The sequence below is a fragment of the Pseudomonas sp. PGPR N4 genome (assembly GCF_059693665.1).
Window position 1 is genome coordinate 1248330 of record NZ_JCAUKV010000001.1, and the last position, 23907, is coordinate 1272236.

12 protein-coding genes and 1 tRNA gene are annotated in these 23907 nt (G+C 56.6%); 2 read left to right on the forward strand and 11 right to left on the reverse strand.

Going from position 1 to position 23907, the window contains the following annotated elements:
* The first annotated feature begins 31 nt into the window (after window positions 1-31).
* Together AC58X1_RS05555 and AC58X1_RS05560 are read left to right on the forward strand one after the other, a co-directional pair.
* Window positions 32-964, forward strand: a complete 933-nt coding sequence (locus AC58X1_RS05555) for an AAA family ATPase (RefSeq protein ID WP_497428486.1) — start codon at window positions 32-34, stop codon at window positions 962-964.
* A 15-nt stretch (window positions 965-979) separates the two neighbouring features.
* Entirely contained in the window at window positions 980-1294 is a 315-nt protein-coding gene (locus AC58X1_RS05560) for a hypothetical protein (protein WP_313326134.1), read from the forward strand.
* 54 nt (window positions 1295-1348) lie between these two features.
* Here AC58X1_RS05560 and AC58X1_RS05565 read toward each other — a convergent pair whose 3' ends face one another.
* The 11 genes from AC58X1_RS05565 to pheS form a co-directional block, all read right to left on the reverse strand.
* Complete coding sequence (locus AC58X1_RS05565; RefSeq protein ID WP_313326133.1) at window positions 1349-3460, reverse strand: DEAD/DEAH box helicase; 2112 nt, start codon at window positions 3458-3460, stop codon at window positions 1349-1351.
* Window positions 3461-3484: 24 nt separating this feature from the next.
* Window positions 3485-4804: a BREX system ATP-binding protein BrxD gene (gene brxD / locus AC58X1_RS05570; protein ID WP_313326132.1), complete on the reverse strand. Its 1320-nt coding sequence runs from the start codon at window positions 4802-4804 to the stop codon at window positions 3485-3487.
* A gap of 15 nt (window positions 4805-4819) precedes the next feature.
* Window positions 4820-7609 (reverse strand): BREX-2 system phosphatase PglZ, encoded by a 2790-nt coding sequence (gene pglZ, locus AC58X1_RS05575; protein WP_497428487.1) that lies wholly within the window; start codon window positions 7607-7609, stop codon window positions 4820-4822.
* A 4-nt stretch (window positions 7610-7613) separates the two neighbouring features.
* Window positions 7614-11288 carry a DUF6079 family protein gene (locus AC58X1_RS05580; RefSeq protein WP_497428488.1) on the reverse strand — a complete coding sequence of 1225 codons (3675 nt, stop codon included), beginning with the start codon at window positions 11286-11288 and terminating at the stop codon, window positions 7614-7616.
* Window positions 11289-11304: 16 nt separating this feature from the next.
* Window positions 11305-14991 (reverse strand): BREX-2 system adenine-specific DNA-methyltransferase PglX, encoded by a 3687-nt coding sequence (gene pglX, locus AC58X1_RS05585; RefSeq protein WP_497428489.1) that lies wholly within the window; start codon window positions 14989-14991, stop codon window positions 11305-11307.
* A 43-nt stretch (window positions 14992-15034) separates the two neighbouring features.
* On the reverse strand, window positions 15035-19216 hold the full coding sequence (gene pglW, locus AC58X1_RS05590; protein ID WP_497428490.1) for a BREX system serine/threonine kinase PglW: 4182 nt from the start codon (window positions 19214-19216) through the stop codon (window positions 15035-15037).
* 362 nt (window positions 19217-19578) lie between these two features.
* Window positions 19579-19655, reverse strand: a tRNA-Pro gene (locus AC58X1_RS05595).
* A gap of 98 nt (window positions 19656-19753) precedes the next feature.
* Complete coding sequence (locus AC58X1_RS05600; protein ID WP_101320614.1) at window positions 19754-20110, reverse strand: MerR family transcriptional regulator; 357 nt, start codon at window positions 20108-20110, stop codon at window positions 19754-19756.
* Entirely contained in the window at window positions 20091-20393 is a 303-nt protein-coding gene (gene ihfA, locus AC58X1_RS05605; RefSeq protein WP_002553164.1) for an integration host factor subunit alpha, read from the reverse strand. The genes AC58X1_RS05600 and ihfA overlap by 20 nt, the downstream gene beginning before the upstream one ends.
* A gap of 4 nt (window positions 20394-20397) precedes the next feature.
* Complete coding sequence (gene pheT / locus AC58X1_RS05610) at window positions 20398-22779, reverse strand: phenylalanine--tRNA ligase subunit beta (protein ID WP_181106747.1); 2382 nt, start codon at window positions 22777-22779, stop codon at window positions 20398-20400.
* A gap of 31 nt (window positions 22780-22810) precedes the next feature.
* Window positions 22811-23827 carry a phenylalanine--tRNA ligase subunit alpha gene (pheS, locus tag AC58X1_RS05615; RefSeq protein ID WP_101320618.1) on the reverse strand — a complete coding sequence of 339 codons (1017 nt, stop codon included), beginning with the start codon at window positions 23825-23827 and terminating at the stop codon, window positions 22811-22813.
* Window positions 23828-23907: the final 80 nt, after the last annotated feature.

Below are 23907 nucleotides of genomic sequence, written 5' to 3' on the forward strand. Positions count from 1 at the left end.
GCTAACGGCTCTACAGCAAGAGGAGATCAGTATGGCCGCCCGTCTAAACCCTTTCGCAAACGGCAGCTACCGTGCGGTAGATACTTGCGCGCTGTCGATCAAGTGGAGCTTCCAGCTCTTGCTAGAGCTGGGTGGACATCGCACTTTCATCGGCCGACACGGCTTCAATGACGATGACCTGGCCCATGAGCTGGGCCTCACCCAATGGGTAGACGATGACCGTTACAACCCATCCCTAGCCCTGACGACGCTACGAAAATGTGCCCGCAGCTTTCCGGAAGATCACCCAAGCACCCCATACCCGGACAATCCTGCAAGCAACCTCGAAGCGTTGGGTGACTTGCTGGCGTTGCCCGATGCCGAGCTACAGGTGCTGGGCTTCTGCGTGCTGATGCACAGCGATCCGACGCTTAATGACGCTACCGACCGATTGGACATGCTGGGCTTCAACCGGGCATTGAAAGTGCTGTCCGTATTGCTGGCCCTGCCCCTTGCACAGGTAGAGTCGTGCCTTGCGCATGCCAGCACACTGATGCGCACCGGGCTGCTGGATATCAGCTCCAGCAACCGTGCGGCGATGGCGCTCAGTTCGATGCTATCGATCAGCAATCCGGACCTGCCAGGCTTGCTGCGTTTCAGCAAAGGGACGCCACTGGACCTGTTTGCTTATGCATTCCGCGCCAGTCCGCCCGGCACCTTGAGCTGGGAACACTACAGCCATATCAGGCAGCCACTGGTAATCGCCGAACGCTACCTGAGCAAATCCCTTGCCCAGGCGCGAGCCGGCGTGAACGTACTGCTGTACGGCCCTCCCGGCACTGGCAAGACGCAACTGACGCACCTAATCGCCAGCCGGCTGGACAGCGCACTCTATGAAGTCGCCTGCACCAACAGCGCCGGTGACCCCGTCTCGGCCAAACAACGCCTGTGCTCCTTGCGCGCAGCCAACAGCGTGCTGCATTAGCAACGAGCCGTGCTGGTGCTCGACGAGATCGAAGACATCTTCCAGGTAGCGGAAGCTGCTGTCAGTAACCGCTCGCAAAAAGGTTGGATCAACCTCATGCTCGAAGAAAACGCTCTGCCATGCTTCTGGCTGAGCAATAGCATCGAAGCGATCGACGCTGCACACATACGGCGCTTGGATCTGGTAATTGAAGTGCCCAACCCACCCTTGGCGCAACGCAAGCAGATGCTGCGTGAATATGGCGGTGGCAAGGTTAGCGACGCTTTGGTGGAGCAACTGTGCGCCCATGAGCAGATCACCCCGGCTGTACTAGGTGCGCGTTGGGCGTAGCGTGGCCCCGCGCGCCAGCAAGGTACTGGACAATACTATTCGCTGCATCGTCAATCAGGCGTCATCCCTTACCCTAAGAACTGCAAGTGAATTACGACAGAACTGCTGGAAGTCACTATTAACTGAGTACCGCTGTCCCAGCTCACGATCAATCTCTTTCTGGCTCAAGCACTCAGCAAATTTCAGCTCTTGTACAAAGGCCTCATCCAGCAGCACCGCCAAATCATGCGCATCACCCGCAAGAATCTCTCGAATAGCACTTGCCAGCGCCTCGCCAGAACAGACGTGCCGAAAACTCAAGCACTCGTTGTCGGCGATGAGCTTATCTGCCTCATTAGCCAGCAGATCCTTCATTGCCGAATTCAGCAACTTGCCTGCGAAGTTCCACCAAATCGCATTACCATCGGCATCAAGGATCAGAGTACTTTTACCTGACTCCATCCAGCCATATTGGTCACGCAGGTCGGCAAGCAGGGCCTGAGCTCTGCATGAAAGCCCCTCTGGAACAAGATCTGAAACCAACACATCAGCAATCGCACGACATAGCTCGTATCTCAGCGGCTGTGCATCGCTGACCCATTGCGACTTACCTCGCACCTCCGAAGGCTCGACAAAAGCCTTTTTCCGCGGCCAGTCGATATAGGTCGTCTGCCAGCTGCGCCCGCCAAGAGTAAGCAACGCCGGGCCATTATCACAGACAGCAAAGGTCAGTTGATGAACTTCCCCTAGCTCCTGCTTGCCCCAAAAAACCTTAACCATGGGAGGCGTCGTGAACACCGAAAAGAGCTCCATGAAGTTCTTCTCACCAAACGCCCTCTCTCCGGCCTTGCCAATCCCGATGAGGCCCTCATCAGAGTGCAATATCCCGACCCCAAGCATATAGCTGATAACACCAGCCCGGTCATCGGGCGTGACTCCAGCAAAACCGGGCATTCGCCCGACCCACTGATCGACGTCGGCAGCAATGATGCCTTTTTGCTGAAGCGCCAACGCCATCGTTTGCTGGGCATAGATGTGCATTGGCCTGGCGGGCAGTTCGATAGGTTCGACATACCCTTGCCGCCATAGCTGTAACAACGCCAAAGCACGAAGAAACGCATCTTCCTTGGTAGCTAGAAACAGACAGTTTCGAGAGCTGCCCGCGCGTCGGCCAGTTCGGCCAATGCGCTGCAGGAAAGAAGCAACCGTGTACGGGGCATCGATCTGGATGACTCGATCAAGGTCGCCCACATCGATACCCAACTCCAACGTCGAAGTAGAAACGATGACGCAGTCATTACCCTGAGAAAACGCTTCTTCAGCAGCCCTCCGCTCTTCCAGGCTCAAAGAGCTGTGCGAGATGTAGGTGGCAACACCTAGGCAACGCAGCTCAACTGCAAGCTCCTCAACCTTGGAACGGCTATCCACGAAGACGAGGCGCTTCTCGCCTTTGTGCAATCTTGAAATCACAACTGCTGCGTTTTTCAGCGACCCGACCCAATCGACTTGGACGTCAGGAATCACATTGTTCTCTGCAGGAGGGTTGATCACGCTTCTTCGGGTATTACAGCTACCGGCAAGCCAGTCGCAGAGCGTGTCAGGGTTCCCTACGGTTGCTGAGAGCCCTAAACGCTGAATCTCTCGGCCTGCTAGAACGCTGATTCGCTCCAGGACAGACAGCAAGTGCCAGCCACGGTCATCACCGGCAAAGGCATGAACCTCATCAATAATCACTGTCCGCACGTTGGCAAACAGCTGCTGATGATCAACCTTGTTGGAGACCAGCATGACCTCCAACGACTCAGGTGTTGTCAGCAGAATGTCCGGTGGCGATGCCACAATCTTGGCCTTACGCGCGGCACTGATATCGCCATGCCACAGAGCAACACTTCGCCCCAGGAGATGCCCGTAATAACTCAAGCGTTGCTCAAGGTTATTGAGCAGTGCCTTGATTGGGCAGATATAGAGAACGGAGAGCCCTTCCCAGCTCTCACTGAGCATGCGTGAGAACACGGGGAAGCTTGCCGCTTCGGTTTTTCCGCCGGCCGTCGGAGCCAGCAAAATTGCGTGCTCGCCTTCGAGGACAGGCTGAATCGTGGCCTCTTGCAAAGGCCGCAATCCATTCCAACCTAGAGAGTTGACGATGTGGTGCTGCAAGGCGGGGTGGAGCTTGTCGAACTCACTCATGCAGCAAAGCTCCAATCAGGCAGCTCAAAGATCGAGCTCGATATCATCTACCGAGCTTGCCGCGCTGGTAGCGCGCTCGACCGATGTCAGCTCGGTATCTGAAATGGTCAATGCGTAGTGCTGTCGTGGATTGAAGTCTTCGAACTGATCAATACGATCCAGGACCTCCCCCACCAGTTTTTTCAGGAAGATCCGCGGTGCAATCCCGACCTTGCCGCCCAGCTTACCGGTCACCGCCTTTGCCAGCTCAGCGATGTAATCATCGTCTGCCAGCCGAAGAATGCGGTCAGCCGTAGCGCTGTTATCGGCATACAGGTTGCGCACTTTGCGACCGACCTCCTCCAGTGACTCCTGACTGAAGCCACGAAGGCGAATTTGCACGGCGCGAGGATTATCGAACCGAGCATCAGTGGTGAAGTCGACCGCCAGACGCTGAGCTAGAGGAGACAGCCGCTGGACACCCATAGGTCCATCGTAGAAGGCTGGAGTACCTGTGATAACCAGATAAAGGCCAGGGAATCGCCCAGAGTCCACCTCATCCATCAACTGACGCAGTGCGTTCAGGCTCTTGTCGCGAACATCTCCGCGCATACGCTGGAGTGTTTCAACCTCGTCGAGCACCAGCAGCAGACCAGGATGCCCTGAATCCTTGAGTATGGTTAGAACACCTTGCAGGAAGCTCAACGCGCCGAAATGATCGATGTCGCCCTTGATCATTGCATAGCGCTTAACCGCAGCAGAAATGTTCGGCTGACCTGCCATCCAGGCCAAAAGCCCGTTGGCGATCTCTTCCTGGCCTTCTAGGAGAGCTCTCCGGTAGGCACGTAGAGTTAGGGCAAATGCAGGTGCTGAGCGCACCACTTCGCCCAAGCGCTTTTCCATCAGTAAATCAGTGGCATCGATCAACGCTTCGGAGTCGTTCGGATGGATGTCATGCTGGGCTAGTACATCCTCTTCAAGGGTGTAGAACCAGGCTTCGACAATATTCTGAAAGGCGCCAGAGGGCATATCTGGCGTCGTCAAACGCTCCATCAGACGCCGATAAACCGTCTCCAGGCGGTGCAGCGGCGTCTCAGTCTCGGAAATTTGTACCTCGGCGCAAGCAAAGCCGAGTCGATGTGCTTTTTCACGGAGCCAACGTGACGCAAAGGTTTTACCGCTGCCGTACTCGCCACGAATAGCCTTGAATACCGCCCCGCCTCGACTGACCTTTTCCAGCTCCTCATCAAAGGCGCGCTCGAAGGGCAACAAGCCAACAGCTAAGGCATCTAAACCATACTGCGGCACAGTTCCACGCCGCAGAGCGTCCAGAATATCCTGACGACGTTGTTGGCTAATTGACATGCCTACACCCTGTAGTTATTGAATTTCAAACTGCTTCTTCAGATCTGCAACGTTCAAACGCACTGTCTGGGAATCACGCTCGACTGAAAGGATCGGATAGCCATCCACATTGAGCAGTTTCTGTGCTCCCGCAAGGAACCCACGAATCCGCAGTTTCGGGATCAACAACTCGGAACAAAGCACCGCCTCCATCACCTGCCAGCGATGCTTCTCCATCAGCCTCAGCAGCCCCTGCATTTGTTCGTCGCTGATCGCTGTGCGGCCTGCCCTATCGCGAACTTGGCCATAGATCGGCGAACTGAGCAACTCAGCAACCCAATCGCTTGTAGCGACCACCGGAGCGCTTTTGCTCAAGGCTTTCGCTGGCGATGCAAAGCCGAACATGTCCTCGACAAGCTCAGCCACAGCCTGCTTCTTACCAGCTGCTTTCTTGGTGGGTGCTTCGACAGATACGGTGGGCTCATCAAACGCGCTCGGCGTGTCTGACTGAATGGCCTTCGTCGAATACCACCAGGCTGGCAGTCGTCGAGGCACCTCACGCCAACCCTCTACCCTTTGCCGCGTGGCGGCATTGATATAGACCCCGAGCGGTATCACAACCTCCTGGAGCGAACCACCACCGTGGTAACCATGGCTCTTACTTCGGGTGTAACGCAGGCGTTCTGACCAAGGCAGGATCACCTGCTTATTCGCCGTCACGACACGCTCACCCGACAACTGGACTTCCAGCTCAGAGGGAACAATGCCAGGGGCCACCGGGTGGTAGCGCTCGCCGTTCTCGTCGGCTGACTGCTGGTAGACTGAATCATGATCCAGCACGTGACCGTGATCACTGGTAATGATCACCACACGGCCAGCCTCACGAGCAGCCTCCATCACATGCCGGAGCAAGGCCACGGTTTCAAACGACCAGTCGACCTTAACTTGTGAGCTACTGGACAACTGATCGTCGATCGCATTGATCACCACCGCCAGAACTCGGTGCTCCGTACCCGCAATTATCCCCCGAACGCTGCTATGCAAACTGCCAGATCCAGACTGGGACAAATCCTGCTTATGGAACACTTGCGGTGGAAACTTGGTGGAGGCCAGCTTTTTTAGCTGAGGGTGGCTACTGAAAGACTTCTTCTCGTCGTTGGCATTGCCCTCACACAGAGCCCCCGATAGCAGCGAGCAACGGCTGACCTGAGTCACCGTGGGCAAGGCTGCAACCAGACATGCATCGCCCTGCGCGCCAATGGGCTGTAGCTCCAACCAATGATTACGGGTGAGGTCTGCGCTTAACTGCCGGTAGACGGCTTCGCTCATCCCATCCAGCACAAGCAAAAGCACTTGCCCCTGCTCGGCCAATGGTGCAACCAGATCATCCAGGCCGCGCTCGACAGGAATGAATCGAGCAGGCAGATGATCACCACGGGCGATGCTTGCCAGTTGCTGCCCGAAAGCCTGGTTTTGCCGTTCCCTGTAACGCCCAACGTGCTGAGAGAGCTTCTGGTACACCGTACTCAGGGACTCCTCAGCATCTCCAGCCCAAATTTCGGTTCGTGCCCAATCACAAAAACCACCCTGCACGATGTAATCACCGATCAGGCTAACTGCAGTTCCGTCCACGTTTGGCGCCTGCTTGAGCCAACGTAGAAGGCGCATGGCCATATTGGTCCGAGCAACAGTCTCGCTGTAGCGATCCAAGCCAGCCAGACGATGCCCCTCTATCTGCTGCAAAGCCGACTCCGCAGCCATGGAGTCGCCGCCGTCCAGAGCTACATCCAGGGCTGCAGCAAAAGCACTAAAGCGCGCGTGCAAACCACAAGGCAAAAGTGCCGAGTGCTCGGCGGCAGCCTGCATATCTAAGCTCGCAAGAATCTGCTCTGCTTTCGACAAGAAGCGTGCATAGCTAGGGAAACCGAGAGCACCTATCCACTGCCTGACCAGAGTAAGTGCGACCTCGCCCAGCGGCTGCAGGACTCGGAATTCTATCTTCTTCCCACCCAAAAAGCGCTCACGGAAAATCCCACGACTGATATGCAGCTGGGTTAAATCAAGCGCTTGCAGACGTTCAATGTCCAAGGAAAACAGCACGGAGCACGCCAAGGCGACGGCGAGCAGATCACTCCCCTGATCATTCAGAAGAAGCGTCGATACCACCTCATGAGTGTCGGGCAGGCCGCGGGCCAACCAATCCCCAAGGTTGTCTCGAATATCGCCTGGCAAAGCCTTAATCAGTGCACTGACATCACCCTTAGTGCTCCAACTCAACACCGACTGCAGATCCAACGTGGCTTCTTGGTAGTTCAGATGAGCCATGGCGATAGCGCGCCAGGCTGTCTCCTCATCCAGAATCTCTCCGAAACTGATTTTCCCTTGATAGCGTTCAACACCATTGAGCATCGCCTCAGCTACCCAACGGCTCTGCTTGCGTGTTAGACGAGGATCAATGTCCCTGACACGAATCAGCTGCTGCAGGGTCTTCCAAGGGCTTATCCGCTGCGGCTCGTTGCGCCAGATTCTGGCCAACACGTCCATAGCCAAATCCGTCTCGGCAAAGCCCGACAGCAGCACAAGACGCTCTGAGGTTTCCTTCCGATCCTGGTGATGCTTGACCAAGGCCTCTCGCATCGCCAACTCAGAGACGCAGTAGATGGCCCTGACTTTTCGCCCTTCAACAACTTGCTCTACAGCTAAAGCCGCTAAAGGGTTTGGCCAGACTAGTGCCACGCAGTCAGCTTCAGCGTCACGCTGAAAAACTGCCTGCAGTTGGGTCACCACCGGCATCGGCAATGTCGCGCTCGCCTGCATGATCGACATCACCTCAATCCTCGGCCTCATCCGTGCGCACAATGCTGTAGCTCACATCCAGCACGTAGCCGTCCTGCAATTTGCTCTCAATCTCGGCGAACAAGGTGCGCGCCTGCTTGCTGGTCAAACCGCTCTGCTGAACCTGCTCCAGCACCTTTCTGCCACCGGCACCTTTGATACTGGTATCGGCAGGCGGAACGTTCTGAATGATCGGCGGAACGACGTTGCGCGTCAACTGAGATGTAGCATCTGCCTGAGCTTGACGAAGCGCTTGAGCCAGCGCCGTCACCAGCTCATCCGCGGTCAATGCAGAACTAACACGCTGCTTAATCTGCAGAGCCTCAGCTGCCCCTGACTTCCAAACGGTTTCCAGCAATTGCCAGTTATTGTCCTGGATAGCCTGAGTCACGCTGGCAGCGCTGACGATACTTTTGGCGAGAGCCATCGCGTTGGTGGGCGGCTGAATATCCGCCAGCGCAGCGATCAGGTCTGCCCCCTGCTTACCCTGCAAGGTCTGCAATAGACTCACGGCATACTCAGCATTACGCAGACGATTGCATTGCGTCCCCTGATTAACCCGGCTCAATGCATCTCTGAGCTCAGTAACCAGTTCCTCACAATGCCCAAGCTGGCGCTTAACCTCATCCTGCACATCCTTTTCCAGTGCATTCTGATGGTTGGCGGTGCGCAGCTTGTTAGGCGTTAGGCCGAAGATGGCGGAGGCGTTATCTACGCCCAGCTTCCAGATGTTCGGCTCGGCCAAATCCTGCTTGGTCAGTAACAGGTTATCCGGCATGTCCTTGAGCGTCGGCTCATAGTCCTGACCATGCAACGAGAAGGCGTACTGGCCATGCTCGGCAAACACCATGATCAGCAGGTTCTGCACCATGTCCGGCAGCCCTTTGGGTGTCGGCTGATCAATGGCCGAACGTAGACGCTTCACCGTCACTGGATCCCCAGCGTATTCATCCTTGGCCAGCTCACGAGTCATGTGCTTCGGCCAATCATCCTTGAAGATGAAATGCCGTTCGTGCATCTCGCCAAGTTTCAGTGGTTGTGCGATCGAACGCATGATAGAGCGCAACGGCGTGTCGATATCGATGCGGCCATTACTGGCATGCACAGCCCGACGCAACTGCTCCATCACCCTACCTAGGTCAGCCAGCCTGACCTCCCCATCAAACTCGGGGTGATCCGGATACTGGAAGCTTAGCGCTTGATTAAGTAGGTGCTCGAAGGCCGCACGCAGATTACTGCCCACCGGCAGCTGCGGAGTAAATCCTGGCTCCAACGAATAAACCTGGCTTTCCAGTTGTACCGAATCATCCAGCGAGCCCGGGATCGGTTGTGCAGCACCGAATGCCCCCATGAGGTAATCACGAATACGCTGACGCAACTGGCTGCGTTGGTTATCGAGAAGCGTCCGCGCTTGGGCCCGCTCAAGTGGGCTCAGATGCTTACTGAAGGAAACGAAGCGATCTTCGCTTTTCAGTACGTGCTCAAGAGTCACCAAGGTTCCCAAATCACGCTGCGCCGACTGGCTGAAGAAATACGGCAACCAGCACAAGGTCTGTGTCGCATTACCAGTGGCTTCGTACTCCTGGATGCGTGCCCTATCGCTCGCGGGAGAATGGTTGCCCTGGTCAAACGGAAAGTCGACCAGCACCTTCCAATCATCGCCACGCGCCTCAAAGGTGGTGAAGTCGGAAATCTCGCGGATGTTCTGAAACATCACCTCTACGGTACGACGAGTGCCGCGCCAGGCAAAGGGATGCTCAATAAACAGCTGATTGTCATCCTGAACATCGAAGGCTTCGAACAGCAAATCCTTGGTCAGCTTGCGACGTGCGCCATCGTTGTCATGGATTTTCGCCTGCTCAAGAATGCTCTCGGTATCCACGCCTGAAAGCTGAATCGCGATGACCGGGTTGGAGTCATCACTGATCTTGATCTCACCGACTCGCCCCGCCCATTTGCGGCACTTCTGCAAAACCGTCTGCGCTTCACGCCCTGGGATCGGTGATTTGATGGTGCCGTGGTTCAACGCAGCGAGCTTATTGGCCGTGAGCTGCTTGAAGCACTCCACCTCCGGAACCAGCGCCGACAGCAACAAGGTCTTAATCAAGCGCATGTCGTTGGTAAAGGCACGACGGCCGGGGTCATTAACTGGCAGCTCCAGCAACTGATCCAGCTTGAGGTTGTGTTCTTCCTCGAGTAGCGGCACCAGCTTGCGCTCGAACAGATGGCGAGCATTGTCGAAATGCATACGCATCACTTCTGAGAACGGCTCAGCCTCAGAAGCAATCACGTCGTACAGGTCACCGACCGGAATGCATCCACCTAACTCTAAGGTTTCGCGCTGATCGACCAACAGCATCAGCATGACCTTGAGCGCAGTACGCTCGCGCTGAAGAGCGGAAGAAAGCGCAACCAGCGCCTGCACCAGAGCAGGACTGAAGGGATACAGCGAGCGGAACATCTCGCGGTCGCCCTGGTTGGTCAGCAGGATCTCCTGCACCTCACTGCGCAAACCAGCATCCATAGCAGCAAAGGCATTGTCGATATCCGCCTTGGCAGCCGCATTGATCGGCTTGAGCAAGCGACGCTCAGCAATCACTGGCAGGTTACGGTCTTCTAGGGTGATGGTGTGGAAACGACCATCCCAGTACTTGAGCGAGTCGCTCAGTGCTTGCTGTTCCGCACCGTTGTACTGATCCCCCACGAACTCGCGCAAATCGCGCTGGCGGGCAATAAAACTAGCCATGGGCAGCGCACGTTGCTCACTGGCCTCGACCAGCTTCACCACCTTCTGAATGTTGTTGGCGATAAAGCGCTGGTCAGACAGATGACTGGCCAGCCAGAGAATCAACTCATCTAGAAACAGGATGATTGCGTCATAGCCTAGCGCCTTAGCATGCTCAGTCATGATGCGCAGACCCTCATCGAAATCGACGTAGCCGCCGTATTCGCTGTTGGCCATATCCGCCATGGAGCTATAGAAAGTGCCGATCAGGTCCCCCACCAAGCGGGACTTATCGTCCGCGCCGGCCTGATCATTGAGCACCGCATCGAAGCTAGCTGGATCCCAGCCAGTCGACAGATCGCCCCAATCATCATCTTCGGCCGCGGCAGCACCTTTGTTCAGCGTGGTAAAGAAGGATTCATCGCCCATGTTCCCACGAAGTTGTCGCGCATCCCGGAACAACCGATCGCTCATGTAGAAGCCAGGCACCGGCGCATTCGGATGTAGGTGCTTGATATGGCGAGCATAGCCACCCAGCACGCCAGCCTCGATACTGGCAGCGCCGATCATGTGGTAAGGCACCAGCAGAATATTGGTTTGCTGCAGCCACTCATCGTGCTTGGCTACGGCAGGTGCCAATTCGTTGATGGCTCGGGCCTGTGAATTACCCTGCAGCAGCAGGTGCAGCACCGCCATAAAGTGCGATTTACCGCTACCGAAGCTGCCGTGCAGGTAGGCACCCTTCTGCCGGTTCTGGTTTCCCACTACTGTGCTTTTGATAAAGCTCAAGGCATCGTCGAACGACCGCTGTAGCTGCGGCGTCACCACATACTGCTCCAAGGTCTGGCTAATTGCCGCATCAGCCAAACCACTGGATAGGTTAAGGACGAAATCACCCCGTTGAACCTTTTCTGGGATGTCGATCAGTTCTTTAATCAATGTCATGCGTCAAATCCCAGAATCAGTTTTGCTCGGCCACTTTCGTCTTACGACCGCCACGTTTTCCAGCCACTACAGCCGGTTGCCAGCTCGACAAGTTAGCCCGAGTAATCTCCAGGTTACGCAATTCCTCAAGGAGAAATCCTTCGTAATAATCGCCCATGCGCTCGCCGAACTCAGGGTCTACCTCGTTGTGCCACTGCTTCAACCAAGGAATCAGCTCATCCAGTGCCACCAGCAATGGCATCAGTCGTTCAGCTTCCCAGCCCTCGCCCTCTTTACGATCCAGATACCAGGCAGCAATTGCCTGAGCTCGTTGCACATGGTTCAAACCACCCCAGCCGATAACCATCGTACTGTCGCCGCCTTTTTCGCAGCCCGGCAGCGAGAAGAAACGCTCTTTAGGTACATCAAGCTTCCCGCGCAAGCTCCAGTAGGACGGCTTGCGGAAGTCCACCGGCTTGTACTGTGGCGGCATCGCGATCTCGCCCACCTGCTCCTGCTTCTCCATCTCGGCGCGGACCTTAGCCAGCGCCCATGCGGCCTTTTTCTCCGGGACCTGTGCGTCTTCAGCCGTTAGCGGCTGCGCTACACCATGATGGGCGTCGATGGTATCCTCCAGCCGCTGCTTGTCCCAGGTCTCCTGCCACGCACGGAACTTCGACATGGCGGCAGCTTTCAGCCGAGCGGCGGCCATCTGCGGCACGTTATCGCCCTCCACCAGCTCGCACACCAGCGCCTGCAGGTCGAACTGACTGCTACCGCAATACACCTCAGCCACCCGCAACACATCAGCATCACGACGCAGACGGTCGGCTAGCTGGGCGCAAGTCTGTAGCTCGCAAGACTGGAAGACCTGTTCACAGCGATCCAGCAGCAATTCGCGGGAGGCGGCGTGCAGGCGATCTTCCCAGCTGTCGCGGCTCCAGCGTCGCTTGTGATCCTTGTTATCAATCAGCTTGATCCACTGATTGTTCTGTGCCTCGTCCAGACGTTGCTGCACCAGCTCCTGATAATCCTTCGGCCAATCAGCCGGGATTTCTGTAATTGGTCTACTACCATGATGCTCAAACCAGATGGTTTCAGACTCACCGGCCTGCAGACTACGGGCCAGCTCGATCTCGAAGGCTCGCTGCCCCAACTCAATTACCGGAAGCTCCCCGGTGTAACACAGCGGAGTGTTGGTAAGACCGTACAAGTGATACACACGCCAATCCAGCTCCTCCTGCACAGCCACCATCTGCCCCAGAATCCGGCTCTCGGCTATTCGTGCAGACTCCAATTGTCTGACCAACTCCGGCTCCAGCGTCTTCAGCACCGCTATGGGCTGAAACTGTGCGAGCTCTAGTGCCAAACGATCAAGTTGCTCAGACAAACGCTGTGCATCCTGCTGCGGATCCTCCGTAAGCGGGAAGGACTTGAGCTTGGTGCCATCCCACTCCACTCGCTCCTGCCACTTGCCATCAGAAAAGCCTCCACGCCCAAAGAAGGTCTGTCGACCCCAGAAGCAGGCTGTAGAACTGTTCAACAATCCGAGAACAGCAAAGTGCTCCGCTTCAGTTGCACCTGCCGGCAGTTTTATGACTGGCGCAGTCTGCTTGAATACCTTACCGCCACGATCGAGAACGAAGTGGTTGTGGGTCGATACAAATGCGAAAGAAATAAGATAATCTGACACGCACTTATCTAGCGAGATGTATCCATACTCATACCAAGCCATGCCTCGCTGAGCCTGAGTTTTCCCAAAATACACGCGCTTGGCCAACCCACACCTTGTCGGCCATAGCCTCTTCTCCATTGCTGCATCACAACACGCATCCATGCTGGAAGAGTAAGGAAAAATGCAATTCATCTTGGGATAGATCTGCCAATCCCTGACTGCATCGCCCTCGACAAACCTTCGGACAAACCCGCCGCCAACTTTTGTGCGCGACTCCCCCACATTCAAAAGATAAACTTCATCCTCACCCGTGATCGCGCCAAAACCAAGTCCATCGCAAAGGCTTCCAAGCCGAGAGCTGGCATTGGTATCAATATACTCCTTCAGATCTGCAGCCCCTCCCCCACCAATGCTCCAAGGATGAGAGGAAAATGCGGCCCTATTCTGGTCAACAACGGTTATGTAGCTGTTTTCCGCCTTCCCTTGCGGCATCAAGGTAGTAATGGACAGCCAAACCTTGCCCTCTGAAGCATTTTCTGGAGTACCAGGCTCTCCTCGGATTCCCAGCACTGCACGTACATCGTCACTTCTTGGGCTCTGATTACGAGCAAACAGAATCACAGTCGGCGTCCCATGCCCGGGAATATGGGCCCCCGAGGTATCGATTATATGGGTCAGATCCTTGCGCGGTAGGTAGTCTTCGATCAGCTTCTTGCCGAACTCGCGCTTCATGAAGCTATTGGCCGTGATCATCCCCATAAAACCAGCAGGCTGATTAGCTTCAGGCCATAAGGTCAGGTCAAAAAAACGCTCGGTGAATGGAGCACCAAGTGAGTACTTACGGTGACAGGTTGGGTACCTGTCCCGATATGCCTGGTTCAGCGCCTTATCTTTAACCGTAATATAAGGGGGATTACCCACTACAACGTGGTAACGCTGCCCGAGAATGCTATCAAGCCTTTCAGCATCTTCAACCTCGTAAACGTGTTTCTTTTCCTCTCCCAGCAAACCACCTTGGATGCCCTGGCCTTGCCACTCAAAACGTCGGCCATGCAATAGCGAATCGCCACAAGCCAGATTGAACCTAAATTTAGGCGCATCCTTGATTTTGCTGCTGCCGGCTGCCTTCATGGCGGCGACCAGCAGTCGGAATCGGCAGATGGCAATGGCATAAGGGTTGATGTCGGTGCCATGCACCACATCCAGCGCTCGCTGCGCAAGCTCACGGGAGTTAGTGCCGGGCTCGCGCTTCAACCATTGGTTGAACACTCGCTCAAAGGTCGTAAGCAGAAAGTGTCCCGACCCACAGGTCGGATCGATCAGGCGTAGCCCCGGTAGACCGAAGGTCTGAATTGCCGGCTCCAGGGTGTAATCGAGAATAAAGCTCTCGACAAACTCCGGGGTTTGCAGCAGCGCATAACGCTTGCGCACGGACTCAGAAAGATCCTGGTACAGATCTCCCAGAAAACGCGTATCCCATTGCGGGTCGGAAAAATCGTGCAGGATCTCTCCACTGTCTGCGTCGATCTTCTGGAAGAAATCAATTAGCCGCTTCGCACCATCAGCCGACACCGGAATCTGCCATAGAGGGTTATGGCGATGATCCAAGAGCTCGGCAATTACCGGGTACTTTTCCAACTCTGCGAACAGGTCCAGCAGGTAGTGACGCTCTTCAAAGGTAGGGTTCTCGTTGAAGTAGGCCACCATGCGCTCTTTAGCCTGCTGCAAGGCATTTAGCCCTTGCGCATCATGTACCGGCCCAGCTAACACCTGCTCAGTCAGTAAGCCGTTGTCCTCCAGAAAACGCACAAACACACAGGTCAAAACCCAGGCCACTGCTGCCTGGGTTATTTGTGCTTCTCGCCAGGATACGAAGTGCTCGGCGGTACGCTCAGCTTCAACCGCTGCACGATATTCGCATTGCAAATGCTCACTGAGCTCTGCATTGGCCTCGCTGAAGGCGAGAATGTCCTTCTCAATATGCGGCAAAAGGGCCTGCAAGCTTTTCAGAAGTTCGGCACGATTAATCACAGGTAAATCCTTGTGCATGTGGCCCAATACCTGAAGGTACTGGGTCTGCTATCAGTTTTTCTTAGGCAGTGGTTTTAACTGCCTCAGGTAGAGGCTGGGCATCGTCCAGCCAGCTACTGGGAATATGGACAAACTCTTTGCTACCGGCACCTGTAGGCACCAATACGTCATCGATCATCGCAGCAGAACGCTGCGCATCCACGGCTATCAGCAGAACCAACCCAGGCAACGCGATGCCCCCTCGACCACTCGCACTCATCAGTTGCAGGCGTAGATCATTCAGCCATGTTGTCACCAGCTCATAGCGCGCCAGCAGCCCTGGCTCCGTCAGAAGCACTGATTGACCGGCCTGCAGAATCTCCTCAGCCATGCCCGGTAACGCGCGCTGCACCAGGCGCTGCAGGTTCTGCCAATCACGTGAACTGTGCTCACAGGCGTCTGCCTTGAGCACCACTTGCCAATCCGGCGCTTTGGGCATACTGGCGCATACAGCCTGTACATGGCGAAGTAGCAGTTCATCAAAACTGATGCGCTTAAACGGATAGTCTCGGCAGAGTTTTTCCTGCGCTTGCCACCACTGACGCGGCCTTACGGTCAGCGCCATGAAATGGGAGGCAGTCACTACCTTCTCAAGCATCAAGCCCAGCTCTTTAACCGACTTGAGTGTGGTGGTGTCGTCTTCGCCTTGTTGAGTCGGACTGTAGTGAGTAGAGCCGGCTGATGCGAAGCTGGTCATCCCTGCGCTTGGCAGGCAGTACCCCCCCCTATCGCCGTTGGCAAACTCAAAGCTGCCATTCCACTGGAAACCGATATCCAGGGCGCGCACCAACTCATCCAGCTCAGGACGGCCTGGTAGCTCCTGTGCTGCGGGATAGCGGCCGGCTACGCGGGTCTGAATATCTTTGACAGTAAGCGCCTTGCTGCCCAATAGCGCGCCCTGGGCCAACTCCAAAGCAAGCTTGGCGGGCATCCCTCGCGGATAAAATTCCACACGGCTGGATAGGGCTGCACTCTCGGATGCAGCTGCAGCCAAACGCAGAAGTCGGTGGTTGCTCAGGCCTGCAAATGACTCTGGCGCTGGCACAGCCCTTATCTTCTCAAGCGTACGTACGGGAGCCAGCAGTGGCAGCTGGCGCGCACACTCATCTGCCAGGCTGCCAAGGTCGCAAGCGTAATCGGCCAGTTCCTCCCCTCGCCCCTGACGATTATCGGCAATCAGGAAGCGGTTACCGGAGCGACGCAAAAGCCAACGAGGCTCCTGTTTACTCAACTCCGTTTCCACGGCAGCCCGTACGACGGCATAGGCCCAGCGCTCACGCAGCGGGCTGTCTTGCACCGAGCCGCGACGGAGCAGGATTGCGTCAGCAACTTCGACCGCCGTCATTACGCCGCCGTTATCCTCCAGCAGGCCGACGATGTCCTCTCTCAAGTCCGTAATCGCTTTGGTCTTACCCCACTGGGTCAGAACCTTATCGACCAGCTCGCGCACGAGCAGAGTCTCAATGCCGAGGTGGCCGCTGATGGCTGCCGGCGTAGGCCAATGAACGTTGTGAGAACCCTTGGGCGCATCCTCGTCCAGTCGACCCAGATATTCGTTAAGAAAGCTCAAGCGAGTCTGATCGGTGGACTTTGGCAGAACCTGCTGGAACAGACGGTCGACACTTACAACGCTGGTATCACTGCTATCCAATTGCTGAACTTGTTGGCCGTCCAGAAGGCGCGCCTGAAGCTGACCTATGACATCAGAAAGCTCATTACGGGTCTTCACCCCCACTCCCGTCCAGACTCGAACGCGGGAGCGATTCAGTTTGATGAGTTCAGCAACGCTGTTGATGTTCCGGCGGCTGAGGGTGTCCAGCGCTTGTGGGCTCAGAGCCAATAGGCCAATCTGCGTATCAAGCTGAGCCTCGCTGACGGGGCAAGTACGCTCCACAGGCTGCTGAGTCGTATGCAGAGACTCACTGCGCGCGTCATGGAATGTTTTGCGCCACTCACGCAGCATCTCGCCGGCACTGGCAAAGCGCTTGCGCACATCACGAACCAAGGCCCGTTTGAAGAACTCAACCATGCGATCGCGAATGCTCGGATCGAAGACGGTTCGATCAACCTCCAGCTCACCTCCGAGTTGATGTGGCAGACCTTCAGAGGACGTCCATCCAGGCAAAGCGCCTGCGGCCATCTCGTAAAGGGTCAGCGCAGCGGAGAATCGCTCGGCATGGTCGTCCCAACGGCGGCGGCCAGGATCACGGATGAACGGATCCATGTAGGCCAGAGTGCCGGCACTGATATTGTCAGCACCGACACTGGACAGGGAGAAGTCAAAAAGCATGAGGTGAAGAACGCTGCCTTGCATCACCAAGCCGATGTTCTCTGGCTTGATATCACGATGCACCAGCGCCTGGTCCTCTAGATGCACAACCGCACTGAGCAAGTCGTCACCGAAGCGTTCAAGCAACTCCAGCTGCACAGCGCCGACATGGCGGAGGCGCTGTGCCAGGGTGCCCTCGGTCGCATAGTCGAGTAGCAGAGCGGTATGGCCAACGATATCCAGGGTTTTGTAGTAAGGAACAATGGCCTGGTGCCGCAAACTGGCCAGCACTTCGCCCTCTCTCGTAAGACGGCTATTGTGGTCAGGTGTCGAAGCGATCTTCAGAACGCGAGACTGACCCTGGTAATCAACCAGGAATACGACTGAGCACGCACCTTTGCCAAGTGGCTGAATAACCTGGAAGCCTCCTGGCAGTAGGTCACCTTTACGGGCCTCAGTTGGGTTAGTTCGAAGCGTGCTTGGCTGGCTAAGCTCGTCCTCAAGGTCATCCAGTCGTTTGATGAACTCACTGACCGATTCCAACCGGCTGCCTACATCAGGGTGTGTGGCGTACTGCACCAGGTACTGCATAGCCTCGCTTGCACCGTTGATCTCATCGGTAACCTGCAGACCACTGCCTCGGCGCAGCTTGTCCAGTAACTCAATATCGGTTTGCGCGGGCTTCTTACCGGTAAATAAGTGGTAGGCGATCGCACCCAGGGAGAACACATCCAAGTGCACACCGTCTGCAGCACCAGTGTGCGCTTCCAGAGCGACATAAGGCCCGGCCTCTTCATGTACAAGGTTGCTCAGACGGGTTAGCGCACTGATGTTGCGCGATTCACTCTCGAATACTCGCTCGGCAGTGGCCCAGTTGCTGATTTTGGCACTGAACTTCTCCTCACCCAGCTCCTTGACCCAGATGCACTGAGGACTTAGCCCACGGTGATAGAGCTTTTGCCCGTGCGCGTACTGCACAGCTTCTGCTATTAGGCGAAGCAGGTAAGTAGCCTCAACAATATCCAGGCGGCGATCCTTGCCCAGATGCATCAATAGATGGTCGAGACGAAACGCTTTGGGATCATGCTCATAGACCACCGCAGGACCGCTCTCGTGCTGCTGAAATTCGTAGGCCCGCAAAATACCTGGGTGCTCAATTCCCTCAAGCAAACGAAACTCAAGCTTGGCTGCCTTTTCGAGCCGAGAAACCTCTTCCTCGGGCTTATCCTGCGTCAGGTAAATGCGCACCTTGCGTTGCAGACCTAGGTCTGGATGCAAAGCAAGCCAATCCTGATATGTGTCTGACTCGTAGAGAAGGCTCTGGAGCTCATAGCTGCCGACGCGCCGCATACGTACGGACTCTTTGATACCCGCCTCTTCGACAGCACGCGAGATGACCTTGGCCGCGTAGGCAGAAATCTGCCGATGCTTCCAGTTCTCATCGATAAGCGTGATTTCGCGGAGCAACTCTTGCCTGTTCACTACCCCTTGGCGCGCATTACCTTCTAGCTTGATGATCAAGTCCTCCGCAGAGAGGAACACCAAGGCATCGATAAAGGGAACTGTTTCCTTGCTTCGATGGAATGAAGGCTGCACCTTTAGCAGCGAAGCCAGCTTTTGCGCCTTGCGCCGCGCGAGCAGGCGGGGGTTATCGAAGATCTTTTGCCCCCCCTTGGGCAGAGGCCTTTCCCAAACCCAGTTGGCTGCGTCACCAGCAATGACGCCCGGATGAGATTTGATCTCGATAAGGTACATACCCTTGGGCGTGAGCACCATGAGATCAACTTCGTTGATTGAACCATCCTGGGCGATGAACTCGAAATTGGCCCATGCACGATACGGATCGTGATCAGGGAGCAGTCGCTTGGCAAAATCCAGCGCCTCCCGCTCCCATGTGTAATCGGATTGGGTGATCTGCTTCCAAAGTTTGTCCATCAATGGTCATCCTTGCTCTTTAACTGGCGCGAACTGCGATCAAGAATTTTCAAACCAAACAGCCTCACGAAACAGGACACCACAACGCACCTAAACCAATCACGTGGCATACCACCACAACAAGGCTACGCGCGATTCGAGCTCGACGGACAACCCGTACAGACGCCTGTGCTGGGCTAATGAACTTTGCTCGTCAGATTCGACTCTTCAGATGCGCCATCCAATCTGCCAAGCCAATCTCAACTGGCAACCAATTGGCAACCAATTGGCAACCAGAATAGCCATTTAAGAGGTGGCAATCAAAAAAGGCGGAAATAAAAAAATCCAAGCACCCGTAAGTGCTTGGATTTCTTGGAGTTTTTTGGTCGGGACGGAGTGATTCGAACACTCGACCCCTTGCACCCCATGCAAGTGCGCTACCGGGCTGCGCTACGCCCCGAACTGCTCTCAATACTGCTGAGAACGATACAAAATCTACCCTAACCTTTTGATTAATGAAAGCTTTTTTTCGAAAAACTTTCCATTCGTCGGATCAGGTTATTTCTTCAACACCACCAGCACATCTTCCAACTCGACAATCATCTGCCGAATCATCTGCTTGTACTGCGTCGTGTCGTCCTTGGCTTCATCACTAGACATGCGCAAGCGCGCACCGCCGATGGTGAAGCCTTGGTCGTACAGTAACGCGCGGATCTGGCGGATCATCAGTACGTCTTGGCGCTGATAATACCGGCGGTTGCCGCGGCGTTTGACGGGGTTGAGCTGGGGAAACTCCTGCTCCCAGTAGCGCAGCACGTGCGGTTTTACCGCACAGAGCTCGCTGACTTCACCAATGGTGAAGTAGCGTTTGCCCGGGATGGGGGGCAGCTCGTCGTTATGACTTGGTTCCAGCATAGGCCTCAACCCGGGCTTTCAATTTCTGCCCTGGACGAAAGGTGACGACGCGGCGTGCGGTGATCGGGATTTCTTCCCCGGTTTTAGGGTTGCGGCCCGGCCGTTGGCGTTTGTCGCGAAGGTCAAAGTTGCCGAATCCGGACAACTTGACCTGCTCGTTATCTTCAAGCGCGTGGCGGATCTCTTCGAAAAACAACTCGACGAGTTCCTTCGCCTCTCGCTTGTTAAGCCCAAGCTCCTCGTACAGCCTCTCGGCCATCTCAGCTTTCGTCAGAGCACCCATGCCGTTATTTCCTTAACGTGGTGTTCAACCTTTGTTCGAGCGAGGTGAGGATCAACTGCAGGGTGGCGTTCACCTCATCGTCATTAAGAGTGCGCGATGGATGCTGCCAGGTCAAGCCGACCGCGAGGCTTTTTCTATCAGGATCAATGCCTTTACCCTGGTAGACGTCAAACAGCCTGAGGTCTGTGAGCCATTCGCCTGCATTGTCACGAATTGCTTCAAGGACGTCGCTGGCGGCCACATCACGGCCGGCAATCAGGGCCAGGTCGCGGCGGGTTTCAGGGAACTTGGACAGTTCGCTGAATTTCGGCAGGCAACCTTCGACCACTTCTTCCAGGATCAGCTCGAAGACGAACACCGGGCGATCCAGGTCGAGTGTCTTGGCCAGCTCTGGGTGCAGAGCACCGAGGTAGCCGACTTCCTTGCCGTCGCGTTCGATACGGGCGGTCTGGCCTGGGTGCAGGGCTGGGTGCTTGCCCGCGACGAACTTGAACTCACCGAGCGCGCCGGAGTAACCCAGCACCGCTTCAACGTCGGCTTTGACGTCGAAGAAGTCAATGCCATCGCGTGGGTTGGCCCAGCCTTCTGGCAAGCGGGTACCGGTGACGACGCCGGCGAGCATCGGCTGCTGCTTGAGGTCGCCGAGTTGGCCGACAAAGCGTTGGCCGCTCTCGAACAGGCGCACGCGGTCTTGCTGGCGGTTAAGGTTGTGCTGCAGCGCTTTGACCAGGCCAGGCCACAACGAGGCGCGCATGGCGGCCATGTCGTTGGAGATCGGGTTGGCCAGCAGCAGCGGCTCGACGCCAGGGCTGAACAGCTCGAACAGTTTCGGGTCGATGAAGCTGTAGGTGATTGCTTCCTGATAACCGCGAGCTACCAGCAGGCGGCGCAGGGTTGGCAGCTCACCGCGGGCTTCCGGCGCGCCTTTGGGGGCGAGACGGGCTTGCGGATAGCGCACTGGCAGGTGGTTGTAGCCATACAGACGGGCCAGTTCTTCGATCAGGTCGACTTCAAGACTGATATCGAAGCGGTGGCTTGGCACTTGTACCGTCCACTGCCCTGCGCCATCGGCGCTGGTGGTCAGCTCGAGGGCGTTGAGCAGTTGCTCGACCTGGGCTGGGTCCATGTCCATGCCGAGCATCTGGCTGATGCGTTCGGCGCGCAGAATGATCGGCGCAACTTTCGGCAGGTGCTGCTCGCTGACTGCTTCGACGATCGGGCCGGCTTCGCCGCCGACGATTTCCAGCAGCAGCGCGGTCGCGCGCTCCATGGCTTCGCGAGCCAATTGCGAGTCGACGCCGCGCTCGTAGCGGTGTGAGGCATCGGTGTGCAGACCATAGGAACGGGCCTTGCCAGCGACGGAAATCGGCTCGAAGAAGGCGCTCTCAAGGAACAGATCGCGGGTCTTCTCGGTATTCACGCCGCTGTGCTCGCCACCCATGACGCCGGCAATGGCCAGGGCCCGGGTGTGGTCGGCGATGACCAGGGTGTCGCTACGCAGGGCGACTTCCTGACCGTCGAGCAGGACCAGCTTCTCGCCTTCCTCGGCCATCCGCACGCGGATGCCACCGTTGATTTCGGCGAGGTCGAAGGCGTGCATCGGCTGGCCGAGCTCGAGCATCACGTAGTTGGTGATGTCGACTGCAGCGTCGATGCTGCGCACGTCGCTGCGGCGCAGGCGCTCTACCAGCCACAGCGGGCTTGGCTTAGCCAGGTCGACGTTGCGGATCACGCGGCCGAGGTAACGCGGGCACGCGGCCGGGGCCGAGACTTCAACCGAGCGCACTTCGTCGTGGCTGGCGGCAACGGCCGGCACGTCGATGCGGGTAACCGGCACGTCGTACAGGGCGCTGACATCGCGCGCCATACCGGCCACCGAGAGGCAGTCGCCACGGTTCGGGGTCAGGCCGATTTCGATGCTGGCGTCGTCGAGATTGAGGTATTCACGGATGTCCTGACCAACCGGCGCATCGGCGGCCAGTTCAAGCAGGCCGTCGTTTTCTTCGCTGATCTGCAACTCGGCAGCCGAGCACAGCATGCCGTTGGATTCAACGCCACGCAGTTTGGCCTTTTTGATCTTGAAGTCGCCTGGCAGCTCGGCTCCGATCATGGCGAAGGGGATCTTCAGGCCCGGGCGCACGTTAGGCGCGCCGCAGACGACTTGGAAGGTCTCCTGGCCGTTGCTGACCTGGCACACACGCAGCTTGTCGGCATCCGGGTGCTGCTCGGTGCTGAGCACTTCGCCGACGATGATACCGCTGAACTGGCCAGCCGCCGGCGTGACGCTGTCGACTTCGAGGCCGGCCATGGACAGACGAGCAACCAGCTCGTCGCGGGAGACTTGCGGGTTTACCCAACCGCGCAGCCACTGTTCACTGAATTTCATGCTGTTCTCCTGAATATGGTCGAGGTGTGGCCTAGCGGAATTGCGCCAGGAACCGCAGGTCGTTGTCGAAGAACAGACGCAAATCGTTGACGCCATAACGCAGCATGGCCAGACGCTCGGCGCCCATGCCGAAGGCAAAGCCCTGGAACTCTTCCGGGTCAATGCCAGACATGCGCAGCACGTTCGGATGGACCATGCCGCAGCCCATCACTTCCAGCCAGCCGGTCTGCTTGCACACGCGGCAGCCTTTGCCGGAACACATCACGCACTGAATGTCGACTTCAGCGGACGGTTCGGTGAAGGGGAAGAACGACGGACGGAAACGTACATCCAGCTGCTTCTCGAAGAACACCCGCAGGAATTCTTCGATGGTGCCCTTGAGGTCGGCAAAGTTGATGTCGCGATCGATCAACAAGCCTTCCACCTGGTGGAACATCGGCGAATGGGTGATATCCGAATCGCAGCGATAGACGCGGCCAGGGCAGACAATGCGAATCGGCGGCTGGGTCGATTCCATGGTACGTACCTGCACCGGCGAGGTGTGGGTGCGCAGCAGCATGTTGGCATTGAAGTAGAAGGTGTCGTGCATCGCACGGGCCGGGTGGTGGCCGGGGATGTTGAGCGCCTCGAAGTTGTGATAGTCGTCTTCGACCTCAGGGCCTTCGGCGATGCCGTAGCCAATGTGGGTGAAGAACTGTTCGATGCGTTCGAGGGTACGGGTGATCGGGTGCAGGCCGCCAGTGGTCTGGCCACGGCCCGGCAGGGTCACGTCAATGCATTCGGCAGCCAGGCGAGCGCTGAGCTCGGCCTCTTCAAATCCAGCCTTGCGCGCATTGAGCACTTCGGTGACGCGTTCCTTGGCGTCGTTGATCAGCGCTCCAACCTTGGGGCGCTCTTCGGCTGGCAGGTTGCCCAAGGTCTTCATCACCTGGGTCAGCTCGCCTTTCTTGCCGAGAAATTGAACCCGGATCTGTTCCAGGGCATTGATGTCTTCAGCGCGCTCCACAGCTTCCAGGGCTTGGGAGACCAGCGCGTCCAGGTTTTCCATGTACAGACTCCAGATACAAAAATAGGGGAAGAGCTTTGAAGGCTCTTCCCCTATCGATGACGTTCAACACCCGACGGCGC

What these genes read in the sequence shown, in the direction of transcription:
- AC58X1_RS05555 (WP_497428486.1), top strand. Translation starts at nt 32, where the DNA reads ATGGCCGCCCGTCTAAACCCTTTCGCAAACGGCAGCTACCGTGCGGTA.
- AC58X1_RS05565 (WP_313326133.1), bottom strand. Translation starts at nt 3,460, where the DNA reads ATGAGTGAGTTCGACAAGCTCCACCCCGCCTTGCAGCACCACATCGTC.
- brxD (WP_313326132.1), bottom strand. Translation starts at nt 4,804, where the DNA reads ATGTCAATTAGCCAACAACGTCGTCAGGATATTCTGGACGCTCTGCGG.
- pglZ (WP_497428487.1), bottom strand. Translation starts at nt 7,609, where the DNA reads ATGTCGATCATGCAGGCGAGCGCGACATTGCCGATGCCGGTGGTGACC.
- AC58X1_RS05580 (WP_497428488.1), bottom strand. Translation starts at nt 11,288, where the DNA reads ATGACATTGATTAAAGAACTGATCGACATCCCAGAAAAGGTTCAACGG.
- pglX (WP_497428489.1), bottom strand. Translation starts at nt 14,991, where the DNA reads ATGCACAAGGATTTACCTGTGATTAATCGTGCCGAACTTCTGAAAAGC.
- pglW (WP_497428490.1), bottom strand. Translation starts at nt 19,216, where the DNA reads ATGGACAAACTTTGGAAGCAGATCACCCAATCCGATTACACATGGGAG.
- AC58X1_RS05600 (WP_101320614.1), bottom strand. Translation starts at nt 20,110, where the DNA reads ATGCTGGAACCAAGTCATAACGACGAGCTGCCCCCCATCCCGGGCAAA.
- ihfA (WP_002553164.1), bottom strand. Translation starts at nt 20,393, where the DNA reads ATGGGTGCTCTGACGAAAGCTGAGATGGCCGAGAGGCTGTACGAGGAG.
- pheT (WP_181106747.1), bottom strand. Translation starts at nt 22,779, where the DNA reads ATGAAATTCAGTGAACAGTGGCTGCGCGGTTGGGTAAACCCGCAAGTC.
- pheS (WP_101320618.1), bottom strand. Translation starts at nt 23,827, where the DNA reads ATGGAAAACCTGGACGCGCTGGTCTCCCAAGCCCTGGAAGCTGTGGAG.